Below are 11,979 nucleotides of genomic sequence, written 5' to 3' on the forward strand. Positions count from 1 at the left end.
TTTGCCGCTGAGCGTACTATTAATATAGGCGGCTGCAATACCAGCCGTGGTCAGTGCATCGACCTGGTCCTTCATTAATGAGATCAATGGGGAGACGACAAGCGTCAATCCCGAATATAACAAAGCGGGGATCTGATAACAGATCGATTTCCCGCCCCCGGTTGGCATAATACCCAGCGTATCTTCACGTTCGAGCAGGCTGGCTACGATCTTTTTCTGTCCCTCACGGAAGTCGGGGTAGCCATAATATTTTTGCAGGAGACCCTGCGCTTCTTCTAATGTAGGTGTTTGCACACTCATGTAAAGACTCCTTACTTATCACCGGTGTTCTTCCACCAGCTTGGTCCGATCCGATTCTGACATCCGAAAGCGGCATATACCGCATCCTTGACAACAAAATGGCGTTCTCATGACTTGTCCGTCAAGCAAACGCCGCTCCCTTTAGTTTAACGGCCCAGACCCGAATGAGCAACCGCGTTTTACTGTAAAACGATCTTTGGCAAATGTGTAACAGCGGTATTACTTGAGTGATGGGAAAGATTGCAAGTAGCATCAGGTCTGATTGAACATTCTAAGACAAATAAAAAAAACAACCGCCTGCCCTTTTGGGACAAGACGATTGTTTGGATTTAAAACACAATTGCTAATCTTTTAGCGCCTCAACTTCAGATTCAGTTAGACCACTCGTTTTGGCAATGATAGAAACTTCAATGCCGAATGAAAGCATATTTTTAGCTATTTCAATCGCCTTTCTTTTTTCACCTTCCACTAATCCCTTTTCCCTAGCCCATTCATTGAGGCTTCATCGTGCAAATACTTTTGCCGCTCTTCATACAAACGACGTGCTTCACGATCCAGACTCAGAAACTCTAGCGTATCCATCCCTTTCTTCAATGTAGGTTCATTCATTTACAGCACCCCACAATCCTCAAAAGTTCTCCCGCATATTCATACGATAGTACAATCCTCTCATCTCCATCAACTGCTCATGTGTTCCATCCTCGATAAGTCGACCTTCTTCCATCACAATGATGCGGGAACACTGACGAGCGACTTCCATACGATGAGTAACAATTAGTGCAGTTTTTCCTTCCATGAAACTTAGCAGATTACTCGTTACTTTTTGCTCCGTCTGGATATCCAGCGATGCCGTCGGTTCATCCAGAATATACAGATCTGATGACCGCATGAACATTCTAGCCAGCGCGAGCCGCTGCTGTTGCCCTCCGGACAAATTGGAGCCTTTCTCCTGTAAAGTAGCATAATATTGCCCCTCCTGCGTTTCAATAAATTCATGCAATACCGCTCGCTCTGCCGCAAGTCTTACCCCCGGTAAAGCAGCTTCTGCAGTTAGGCGAATATTCTCGTCGATTGTGCCTGAAAAAAAGTTCGGGACCTGCGGCATATACGTCAGAATGGATAGGTCATCCATTCCGATATATTGAGCAACCGGTTTATTATGCAGTAATACTCTCCCGCCTTTGGGTTCAATCAGCCCTGCACAGATTTGGCACAAGCTCGACTTGCCCGAACCACTGGTGCCAACCACAGCTACCATCTCCCCCTGCCTCACATTCAACGTAAACTCATCGAGGACGAAACGACCACTGATTTCATTGATTACGCTAACCTGTTCAAGTCGAAGGATAGGTTCTGCAAGATCATCGGATTGTTGTATATTCCACTGTTCATTCAGCTTAATATCACCATTTGCTTCCCCCAACTTCAGCCATGTCGAGATTCGTCCAAATGCCCCTACACTCGCCTGCATTTGGCTCCACTGACTGGACAGCCCAAGTACAGGCCACACGACCAGCTCAAATAGCAGACTGCTGGCTACAACCGTACCTGGTGACAAACTGTCTCTAGCCGCTGACATAGCGATAAGGAACAAAGCAGCCAACTGGGCAAGACCGAATACGGCCATAGATACGTTATCTGACAGGCTCAAAGTCATTTGCAATTTCGCCTGACTCCGATTGAGTGATTCTTGTTGTGATCGAAAACGAGACAGAAACCAGTTGGATGCGTTATAGGCTTGAACCGATGGTATCCCCTCAACATACTGTTGAATTTGCTGCTGAGACTCCCCTTCTTTCACTTCTACTTCATCAGACAGACGTACAATTCGCTGATCATATAGTCTGGCCGTCAACCAAATCGCTGCCGCACTCACCAATGCAACTACAGCGACCCATGGATCTGCTCGGTACAAATATCCAAGTGACAATACAATAATAAAGACAACCGTTACACCCTCCGCAATCGCCTCCACGACTTCTGCGCCATGTTTGGTGTCCTCTTTAATACGGAGCATGATATCTCCAGACTTTTGCCTTCGCACCCACGCATACGGCATTCGGTTTAACAGCGTCAGCAGATTCATCGACATATCCCTGTATAGAGATTCTTTTAGCCACACGAGAACGTATCGATGCATCGCCAGTAAAACGATAAAACCTGTCAGGAGGCCTATGACGAGAATCGCTGTTTTGTTAAGTTGCTCCTGCCCTCCTTGATTAATGGAATCTACGAAGAATCCCTGGACAAAGGCAAGTCCCCAATCAAAGACGGCATCTGCTGCTATAAAAACAAGCAAGACAGCAACAGCAAGTCCATAAGGCTTCATGAAGCGAAAAACAACAGGCCATACATTCGCCAGAGTTGCCGATACCCTATGTTCATTGACTTGGACCTTTTCATCCACACGTTCCGTTTCCACATGTATGTTACTCATGGCGTTCCTCCACTTCCAGGACCTGCTCCTCAATATAGCTACGATACCCATTCGGGCGATCCAACAATTCATGATGTGATCCCGTATCCACAACGCGGCCTTCCCTCATATAGACCACCCGATCTGCCTCTTCGAGGAGAGGTACTCGGTGTGTAACTGCAATAATCGTCGTTTTTTTCTCCGCAGTAAGTTTGGTAAACATGGCATTTAATCGTTGTTCATTTATGGGGTCTTGTGAAGATGTGGGCTCATCCATCAACATGACATCAGGCTCCCTAAGAATTGCTCTTGCGATACTGATTCGCTGAAGTTCACCGCCAGACATCGAACTTCCTTGAGGCTCTAGAACCGTGCGGTATCCCGATGCTTGACGCATAATCGCATCATGCACCTGAGCAAGACATGCAGCGCCTACTATTTGTTCCGGCAAGAGCAACTCTTGACCAAAGGCGATGTTTTCTTCCACTGTACCTGTGAAAATAAAAACTTGCTGTGGTACGTAGACCTGACTATAGTCATTAATGCCTGAACTGTGTTCAGATATAAATTGTACCGAACCACCCACAGGCATATGTACATCAGCTATACATTTTAGCAACGTGGATTTCCCACATCCGCTTGGTCCAGTGATAACAGTGAGCTTTCCCTTTTCAGCCGTAAAGGTGACATCGGATAGCACTGCTTTCTCCGCGTAGCTGAAGTACACATGCTGTATATGCAGACATGCCATCGGGAGCTGTCCTTCGCGATCAGCAGCACTTTTTTCTAAGTTCTCATATGTATCCCCGTTCATTGAACCAGATTCCGTATTCTTCAAGGACCGCTTCATCTGATTTGTCAGGGTTTTCTTTTTATCCAAATCCATCACTTCAAAAATTCTCGCTGCATGAGAAGCTGATCCGATAAAACCATTCCAGAGACTGGACATGGCCTCAATTGGACGAGTTAACTGACTGCTCGCAACCAGAAAAGCTGCCAATCCTCCCACATCCATATGTCCATTTAACACCTGAATCCCACCGAGATACAAAATCAAAATCATCCCGCCATAAGTTGACACTCGTCCAGCCGCTTCCGAAAGACGCTGCAAAACCGATACAGACATTGTTTGTCCGAATACCTGATTCATACGCTCCTCGTAACGTTCATATATGTAACCTTTCAGTCCGTAACTTCGGATCTCCACAGGAGCCTGAATCACTTCAGTTAGCAATGCATCCCTTGCCGCAGAATCTGCATTCAACTGATCATGTCGTCTTTGCAGGCGGCTGCCCAGACGCATTGTGACAACAGGATAGACCAAAGTGAAAACAATGATCGCCAAAGACAACGGCAGATTCACCCAACTAAAGTATGCAAACGCAAGAATGAGTTGGATGATATTTTTTGCTAACTCAATACCATGCTGGTTCAACCCATTTTGCGCTTCTTTGGCAGATGTCCAGACCCTCGCAGTCAAATCACCTGTATGATAACGAGTGAGTTCACGTGAAGCAGTGCTTCCCAGCGAGGACAGCAGCAGCATCTGTAAAGACAAGAGCGTCTTTTGTTGAAAGAGGGTTTCTATCCACGTCATGATTGCGGTAACGATGACTCTTAACGCAACAATGGAAACACCAATCACGAGCCCCGAGTAGATCAGGGAAAATTGAGATTCCGTGGCACCTTTGACCAGCCTTCGTATAGATTCCATATAACCCACTTCTATCAATGAGATTGCAAAGGCGGCGAAGAGCAAAAGGACGATGAACATCCGATATCTGCCCGTTAATGTCCATAAACGAGTTATCATACCTCGTGTGGTATAAGTTCTTTTTTCAGCAAACATGGATGCTTTCTCCAATCTTGTCATTAAATTAAGTACTTGGTTATGATATCATCGGATATAAGGAAAAAATGAACATTTCTTGCTCTAACTACTTGAATTGATAAGGGAGATTCATATGCAACACGATCAGCTACATACCTTTGATAAGTTATTTAACTACATAGAGGATCATATCCATGAAAAATTAACGCTAGATCATCTAGCATCAACCGCTCACATATCCAAATTCCATCTCCATCGGATGTTCAAACATATGAGCGGGCAACTGCCCGGAGAATATATTCGCTCACGCAAACTGGCCCGCAGTCTGGATCAGTTGGTCGATCAAAACTGGAAGATCATCGATATTAGCGGTCATTATTCTTTCGAGCATGAACAGTCCTACATACGCGCATTCAAACAGGCCTTTGGTATCACGCCTCTGCAATACCGCAAACAAGGAACTGGCGATCTCCAGCTTACCGCACGCTTGACTTCGTCTATGATTACGACGCTTCCGTATGGTTATATTTTCAAACCTACGTATGTACGGAAACCAGCCATGATGCTGGTTGGTGAACGTTCACAGATACGGTATATCGATAACGAGGAACATTATGAATCCAACGCAAAAGGCAATAGCTTTTTTGAAAATCATTTCCACACCATACCCGATACGATGCATCCTAATGTATATATTGGGTTCACCAACGAGATTAATGATGACTACAGTACCTATCTGCCTTCCGTGCAAGTGACATGCCTCGACAATGCACCCGCAGAGTTGGATCAGATCGAGGTTCCGGCCAACCAGTATGCCGTATTCAAATACGTCTGTGATTTCCATCCCAGTCTAATCAACATTGATCATCTGGACAGTGTCTGGACGTTTATAGACGAGTACTGGCAGAGCCATTCAGGATATTCGAAGAGTGACTCGTATTATTTTGAAAGGATCGACGGCAGCCTCGCACAGGATCATTACGGGGAGATGGAAATTTATATTCCTGCGAAGCAAACTTCGCTTTAAAAAAAAGGGGGGATCAAAGCATATGGACCAGAATCCTCAAGCTACCAATTCATCGATGACAAAGCCACGCAAACTATGGATACGCCGACACCCGATATTCACTGCACTTTCAATATTGATTTTTGTGCTGTTCGCCGCGGTATTCCTCTATTTCTGGCTTCGCCCTTACTTCTCCACGTTTGATCGTTCCGAACAAGGAGATCTGAGCTACTCCATTCCTTCACGGAACGGAGAATATACCGCCGAGATTTACGGCGTGCCTTATGGTGGTGCGGCAGGTGGAGTCACAATCTGGGTGGATGTAAAAAAAACGAATGATCCGAATGATTCCACCGTAAAAACCATTTATCGCGCCAAGCACCACGGACATAACCATCTGGAATGGGAAGATGAACACACGCTCCGAATCGAAAATTGGAATGAGTATGTAGATGAAACCATTACGCTAAACATCGATGACGAAATCTACGACGGCTGGAGCTGGGCATGCCAAAGCCTGCGCATGAAGGACCAGTACGTTCGCTGCCTAGCACCAGAAAAATAAAAACTCCAATAAGCAGCCCCGCTCGCCGACTCTCATGGCAAGCGGGGCTGCTCTTATTCCACCTCTAGAACAGATCAACACTACTCTTTCTCTTTCACTTCCGGCCCACTGTTCCCCTTACTCAGAACCGCTTGAAGCTTCTGCCGATTGGCGAGCAGGCCGGGGTCATTCGGCAGATAATCCCTTGCTTTGCTGTTATGCAGAAGCGCCTGCTCCCAGTTTCCTATGTGAGCGTAACAAAGGGAGAGCCTGGCGTGTGGCAGCCAAGTGCGGCATGCCGCAGGCACAGGACGCAAACCTGGATCGCGACTGCTGACATCGAGCGCTTGCATATACCAGTAGATGGCGGACACAATCTCCTGCCTCTCATGGAAGCAGGCAGCGATGGCACAGCAGAAGTCAGCATGCGGCAGATCGAATTGAAATGATTGCAGCAGCGCACCCAGCTTCCGACCCGGCTCGCCAAGCCGCTCATAACATTCCGCCAGCCGCGCGCAGGCGATGAGCCGATCCTCGCGATAGCCGCTCGGCTCCAGCAGCAGCTTCGCATACGCCCGAACCGCCGCCGTATAACGCTGGCGGTCATAACATTCGCCTGCATAATAGAACAACAGGCGTCCCTGGGCTGCGCCCTCTTCGGCGATCCATTTGCGCAGAATGCGCACGTTTCGCGCCGAATGATGGCCCGCTTCGCGGCGGTGCGTGACGGCAATGTCTGCCGTAATGACACCGCTCTGCGGGAAGCCTAACTGCTCGTGCAGCCGGCCATGCCAGCGGCAGCCCGCTTCCCGCTTGACGAGGCGCAACCGTCGGTCCGTCACGAGCGGACTTCCCTCCGGCCCCTCGGCCAGCGTATAGCCCAAGATCACAGCAGCCGTCTCACCGCCGGACGGCAGCTGCTGCTTCAACCTTTCAAGCTTCGCCCGTTCCGCGGGCAGCAGCACATCATCCGCATCCAGCCACAGGATATATTCCTGCGTGGCCTGGTCGAAAGAATAATTCCGCGCTGCAGCAAAATCGTCCTTCCACTCATACGTGTAGACCCGGTCGGTGTATTGCGCGGCTATCTCTTTCGTACGGTCAGATGAACCGGTATCTACAATAACGATCTCGTCCACGATGCCGGCGACCGAGTCGAGACAGCGAGCAAGCATGCGTTGTTCGTTCTTCACAATCATACAGAGACTGATGGTGATCACGGTTTAAGCCCCTTCCTGTCTTACGCGTATTGCAGTTTTTTTCTTCTCAGCCTTATCTGCTACCCTTCCCCGGTCTCCTGACGACGCAGACGTTTAACCTGCTCCACCGCATTGTCCAACGCCTTTTTGCGCTGATTCATCAGACGAAGGTGATTCTGTTCCACGGCGGCAAAATGTACATGATCCAGCTTCATCCACTCCGTCAGTTGGCTTGTGGTAGGCGAGACATGCAGCTGCGTTTCCCGCCGCCTGCGTGCCACGCAACATAGATATTTATGATGAATTTCCAGCTTCAATACTTCAAAATAAGGCATCAGGCACATCGCCAGGTTCCCGGCGTAGAATGTCTGCTTGTGATCGTAGAACGGATGATACCCGTAAGGAACCGTGACGACCAGCGTCCCTTTTTCATGCAAAAGGCGATGAATATTCATTAACAACGTTTCGGGATGGGCAAAATGCTCCAGCACTTCACCCAGCAGCACCGTATCGAATGGTGTTCTGCCTTTCCACTGGGTAATATCCAGCATACGAAAATCCACTTTATCCTGTACCGGCTTCGATTCCTTCGCCAGCTCTTGCTTGGCATACCGAATGCTCTCTTCTTCCAGATCAATCCCGGTTACCCGAAAGCCTTCCCGTGCCAGCAAAATGGAGGTGATGCCCTGGCTGCATCCAATATCCAGAATTCGTTTACCTGTCGCTTCCCGGCACATCCAGTGAATGCGGGTACGTGTGGCTTCATGCGATTCCTCCGAATTGATCTCGCCATAATAACGCTCACTTACCCGATCATGATTCGCCATGGCTGCCTCCTGACGTTTCCCTCAAGCTTTCAGGGCTCACATCCGGCCGAGTCGGCTGTCCAAGCACCACTATATTTCCACCGACACATCCGGCTGTGGCATTACGTGTATCGAAGATCAGCTTCGCATGATCCGCCATCTCCTGATAATCGAAGCCCGTATGATCCGTCGTAATCATGACCAGATCAGCCCCTGCCCACAATGCTGGTGATGCTGGTTGAGCATGAGCAACCGTGCCATCATCCTTGCGGAACACAGGCACCATCGGATCGGTGAAGACCACGTCTGCCCCTGCTTCACGAAGCAGTCTATAGACATCCAGCGCTGGCGATTCACGCAAGTCGTCGATATCTTTTTTGTACGCCATACCCGCCAGCACAATTCGGGCTCCCTGCATCGATGAACCGTTCTGTTCGAGCAGCTCGGCGGCACGCTTGACGACTCTTTCCGGCATTTGCCGATTGGTCGCATCTGCAAGCGAAATGAATTGCAGTTCCGATCCCTGACGGCCAGCGGCCCAGGACAGATAGATTGGGTCAATTGGAATACAGTGTCCACCAATGCCCGGACCCGGATAGAACGGCATATAACCGAACGGCTTGGTCGCCGCAGCGTCCAGCACCTCCCAGATGTTCACGCCCATTTGCTCACAGGCGGGTGTCAGTTCGTTCACGAGCGCGATGTTCACGCTGCGAAACGTATTTTCGAACAATTTTGCCGTCTCCGCCACTGTCGTTGAACTAACGGGAACGATCTCGTTCAGGAACGAACCGTAGAATGCTTTTCCATACGACAGACAGGACGGCGTGGAGCCGCCAATGATTTTAGGTGTATTTTTCACCCCGTAATGCACACTTCCGGGATCTACCCGCTCTGGAGAATAACAGACATGGAACTGCTGCCCTACTTTCCATCCTTTTGCGGCTTCGATCGGATGCTTCACACGCTCCTCGGTGGTGCCAGGATATGTGGTACTTTCCAATATGACAAGGCTGCCCTCCTGAAGATAAGGCGTTATGCCATCCACCGCTGCAGCGATAAATGAAATGTCCGGCTGATGCTCGGCGGTCAAAGGCGTAGGCACACAGATAACAATCACATTGGCCTTTGCCACTGCTGCGAAATCCGTGCCTGCCATGAACAACCCGGCCTGAGCAAGGGATTGCACCACCTTATCCTCAATGCCGATCACATACGATTTCCCGGCACGCAGCTTAGCCACCTTCGCACCATCGATGTCAATTCCGTGCACCTGATATCCAGCCTGCGCCATCTCCACCGCCATGGGTAACCCAACATACCCGAGACCAATGACGGCAGCTTTCAGGGAGCGGTTGTTTATGTTTTGAAGCGTGGTACGTTCCTGTGTTTCCTTATTTCCTTCGTGCTTGCTGCTCTCTACCATTCCTTCCACCTCCAAACGGTCCGCCTCCCTTCTATTAATCGATAAAGCCGCCTGCACGCAAAAATTGGGCAATCGCTGACCGGTTCATCATCGCGCTATCCGAACGATACTCGGAAAAGGTCACACGAGGCAGACCACTATACGGATCTGTCAGGCTTTTGTCCGGTTCTTGTGGCAAAATCACATAATATTGCTCGTCATATTTGTAGGTACGTGGTGCCTCGAATGGAGAAATGAGTACTTCATGCAATTTTTCGCCTGGACGAATCCCGGTTACTTTATAATCGTGAGCCGGACGACCTGCCTGTTCCAACATGACCGACGCCAGATCTGTCATCTTGCAGGATTTCATTTTCATCACAAACGTCTCACCGCCCACTGATGCCTCAGACGCCTTCAATAACAAATGGATGGCCTCCGTTCGCGTCAGGAAAAAGCGGGTCATGCCTTTGTCCGTAATGGTCAGGCTCTTGCCTTCATCAATCTGACGACGGAACAATGGAACAACGCTGCCGCTGGTTCCGAGCACATTCCCCCCACGAATACACACAAAACGGGTGGACTCGCTCAGTCCATTGGCACGAATCATCATCTTCTCACCCAGAGCCTTGGTCATACCATAAACGTTAATCGGATCTACCGCCTTGTCGGTGGACACGTCAATGACTTTGGCAACCTGCATACGAATCGCAGCGCGAATAATATTCTGCGTGCCGATGACGTTGGTCTTGAATGCTTCATCCGGCTGATCCTCGCATACCGGAACATGCTTCAGTGCAGCCAGATGGAAGAGAACATCCACCCCACGACAGGCTTCCTCCACAGCACGATAGTCGCGAATGTCCCCGATGACAAAACGCAAACGTGCATCATGACCGAAATCCCGTTGCATCGCAATCTGGGCGTACTCATTACGCGAGAGAATCCGAATCTCGGCTGGATTCTGCTCCAGCAGTACCTCGGTCAGTTTTTGTCCCCAGGAGCCTGTTCCTCCGGTGATCAGAATCGTTTGTCCTTTAATCATGGTTGAATCCCTCCTTGTTCAGATCATGAATTCGCGTAATACCGCAGCCATCTCTTCCCGGTTTAACCGATCTTTGGGCGGTACTTTTTTGATGGAAGTATTGCTGGAATGCACAATATTCACGTAATTGCGCGGAGCTAGCAGCTCATGCGGAAGCTCAATGACATTGCCATGTGTTCCTCGGCCCGGCAGCTTCACCCGGTATCCTGCTGCATACTCCGCCGTTTTATATAGGTAGACATAGAACTGCGGGGAACGATGGAACGCTGGTGCCATCTCATGATTCACGCTGTCCCACAGATATCCATTCTGATTAATGAGTGCCATCGTTCCGGGCTGCGGCTGCACATCATAGAGCTGTTGAACAAACGTCTTGTGATACAGATCATCTGAATCCAGTCGGGCAATATAGATATCCTCTGCTCCCTCGGCAAAAGCCAGAATGGCACGCACACTTTCGATATTTGTTCCAAAACGGATATTGGAAGGCATTGGCTCCTGTTCGGCCAGAATCTCTTGCATCAGTTCCCCGGATTCCTTGGACAGCTTCACCACGGTCAGGAAATCCTGATTCGTCTGGGCCTTAAGGCAATGCAAGGTGAATCTACGAAAAATACCCACCCGCCGCTCCAACCACTCTCTCGTCAGCCGCTGCGGGTCCATCCCATAATTGTTGAAGTTAATCTCAATAACCACTCTTCTGGACATACCCTTCCTCCTCATTCATTCTGTGATCTTCTTTCAATTCAGTCAGACTATTTTCATAGTCTTTGCAGCCCTTTCCACGCCAAAAACGGCCTCTGTCTGCTTGAAGCTGCCATACAGAAGCTCTAGTCAATCCAGCCGACTCTATAACGTATGAAAAAATAATAGAACCGGTCCGGACACTTGCACGTGTTCTTCCATAAATCAGCTTTTACATAAGCCCGCCAGCGCTCACCTGTACCGGAAGTAGATTGATATATACCCGAAGATGCGCCCTGCGGGTCGAACGCACAATACGTAGTCGAATCCGCAACATAGAATAGAGCAATTGAATTTTCAAAGGGGGCCTTATACCAGAATGAATGCAATCTATCTTGAAATGGATGGTGTGCTGGATCAACTTGAAGCCGCTGTGAGAGAGCAGCGTCCTTTCTCTCTGGTCCGTGTGGGCGATGGGGAGAATATCGTCATGTCCCAGGAAACGGTCTGGACCACGGAGCAGGTTCTGCAAGAGCGTTGGGCCATCAAGGCCAATCTGGGTCAAAAAGGACTGCGTCTACCCAATCTGCAGCTCCGGGATGAGGTAGCCGCTTCCTTACAACGGGCGAATATCGTAGGCGTTCTTCCACACGGGGACAGTACCATCAAAGCCCCGGAGCATCTCAAAAGACAGCTGACCGACACGGTGTTCGCGCATTTCGGCATTTCTCCGGCACTGACTT

The 11,979-nt window shown here is 49.3% G+C and carries 11 protein-coding genes and 1 pseudogene; 3 read left to right on the forward strand and 9 right to left on the reverse strand.

Annotated elements, in window-relative coordinates:
* The 4 genes and pseudogenes from A6049_RS31350 to A6049_RS31365 form a co-directional block, all read right to left on the reverse strand.
* A partial coding sequence (locus A6049_RS31350; RefSeq protein WP_145921973.1) for a DEAD/DEAH box helicase occupies positions 1 to 300 on the reverse strand: 300 nt, incomplete at its 3' end.
* A 343-nt stretch (positions 301 to 643) separates the two neighbouring features.
* Positions 644 to 909 (reverse strand): annotated as a pseudogene (locus tag A6049_RS31355) (Rpn family recombination-promoting nuclease/putative transposase); the annotation flags it as partial.
* 19 nt (positions 910 to 928) lie between these two features.
* Positions 929 to 2,737 carry an ABC transporter ATP-binding protein gene (locus A6049_RS31360; protein ID WP_063568326.1) on the reverse strand — a complete coding sequence of 603 codons (1,809 nt, stop codon included), beginning with the start codon at positions 2,735 to 2,737 and terminating at the stop codon, positions 929 to 931.
* On the reverse strand, positions 2,730 to 4,565 hold the full coding sequence (locus A6049_RS31365; protein WP_063568327.1) for an ABC transporter ATP-binding protein: 1,836 nt from the start codon (positions 4,563 to 4,565) through the stop codon (positions 2,730 to 2,732). The genes A6049_RS31360 and A6049_RS31365 overlap by 8 nt, the downstream gene beginning before the upstream one ends.
* A gap of 115 nt (positions 4,566 to 4,680) precedes the next feature.
* Between A6049_RS31365 and A6049_RS31370 the strand changes: the two genes are divergently transcribed.
* The gene (locus A6049_RS31370; protein ID WP_063568328.1) at positions 4,681 to 5,574 is read left to right on the forward strand and encodes an AraC family transcriptional regulator; all 894 of its coding nucleotides are present in this window, start codon (positions 4,681 to 4,683) and stop codon (positions 5,572 to 5,574) included.
* Between the two features lie 22 nt (positions 5,575 to 5,596).
* Positions 5,597 to 6,118: a DUF5412 family protein gene (locus tag A6049_RS31375; protein WP_063568329.1), complete on the forward strand. Its 522-nt coding sequence runs from the start codon at positions 5,597 to 5,599 to the stop codon at positions 6,116 to 6,118.
* An 80-nt stretch (positions 6,119 to 6,198) separates the two neighbouring features.
* Here A6049_RS31375 and A6049_RS31380 read toward each other — a convergent pair whose 3' ends face one another.
* Genes A6049_RS31380 through A6049_RS31400 form a run of 5 tightly spaced genes read right to left on the reverse strand, consistent with a single transcriptional unit; the run spans position 6,199 to position 11,260 of the window.
* Positions 6,199 to 7,317 (reverse strand): glycosyltransferase family 2 protein, encoded by a 1,119-nt coding sequence (locus tag A6049_RS31380; protein WP_240321597.1) that lies wholly within the window; start codon positions 7,315 to 7,317, stop codon positions 6,199 to 6,201.
* 59 nt (positions 7,318 to 7,376) lie between these two features.
* Positions 7,377 to 8,123: a class I SAM-dependent methyltransferase gene (locus tag A6049_RS31385; protein WP_063568330.1), complete on the reverse strand. Its 747-nt coding sequence runs from the start codon at positions 8,121 to 8,123 to the stop codon at positions 7,377 to 7,379.
* Complete coding sequence (locus tag A6049_RS31390) at positions 8,110 to 9,537, reverse strand: nucleotide sugar dehydrogenase (RefSeq protein ID WP_240321600.1); 1,428 nt, start codon at positions 9,535 to 9,537, stop codon at positions 8,110 to 8,112. The genes A6049_RS31385 and A6049_RS31390 overlap by 14 nt, the downstream gene beginning before the upstream one ends.
* Positions 9,538 to 9,562: 25 nt before the next feature.
* Positions 9,563 to 10,552 (reverse strand): polysaccharide biosynthesis protein, encoded by a 990-nt coding sequence (locus tag A6049_RS31395; protein ID WP_063568331.1) that lies wholly within the window; start codon positions 10,550 to 10,552, stop codon positions 9,563 to 9,565.
* Between the two features lie 18 nt (positions 10,553 to 10,570).
* Positions 10,571 to 11,260 (reverse strand): glycosyltransferase, encoded by a 690-nt coding sequence (locus A6049_RS31400; RefSeq protein WP_063568332.1) that lies wholly within the window; start codon positions 11,258 to 11,260, stop codon positions 10,571 to 10,573.
* Between the two features lie 355 nt (positions 11,261 to 11,615).
* Between A6049_RS31400 and A6049_RS31405 the strand changes: the two genes are divergently transcribed.
* On the forward strand, positions 11,616 to 11,979 hold a 364-nt coding region (locus tag A6049_RS31405), incomplete at its 3' end, for a GT-D fold domain-containing glycosyltransferase (RefSeq protein ID WP_240321598.1).

Source organism: Paenibacillus sp. O199 (assembly GCF_001636635.1).
GTDB classification, from domain to species: Bacteria; Bacillota; Bacilli; order Paenibacillales; family Paenibacillaceae; genus Paenibacillus; species Paenibacillus marchantiae.

Coding starts and splice junctions, on each gene's coding strand:
- A6049_RS31360 (WP_063568326.1), bottom strand. CDS start 2,737: ATGAGTAACATACATGTGGAAACGGAACGTGTGGATGAAAAGGTCCAA.
- A6049_RS31365 (WP_063568327.1), bottom strand. CDS start 4,565: ATGTTTGCTGAAAAAAGAACTTATACCACACGAGGTATGATAACTCGT.
- A6049_RS31370 (WP_063568328.1), top strand. CDS start 4,681: ATGCAACACGATCAGCTACATACCTTTGATAAGTTATTTAACTACATA.
- A6049_RS31375 (WP_063568329.1), top strand. CDS start 5,597: ATGGACCAGAATCCTCAAGCTACCAATTCATCGATGACAAAGCCACGC.
- A6049_RS31385 (WP_063568330.1), bottom strand. CDS start 8,123: ATGGCGAATCATGATCGGGTAAGTGAGCGTTATTATGGCGAGATCAAT.
- A6049_RS31395 (WP_063568331.1), bottom strand. CDS start 10,552: ATGATTAAAGGACAAACGATTCTGATCACCGGAGGAACAGGCTCCTGG.
- A6049_RS31400 (WP_063568332.1), bottom strand. CDS start 11,260: ATGTCCAGAAGAGTGGTTATTGAGATTAACTTCAACAATTATGGGATG.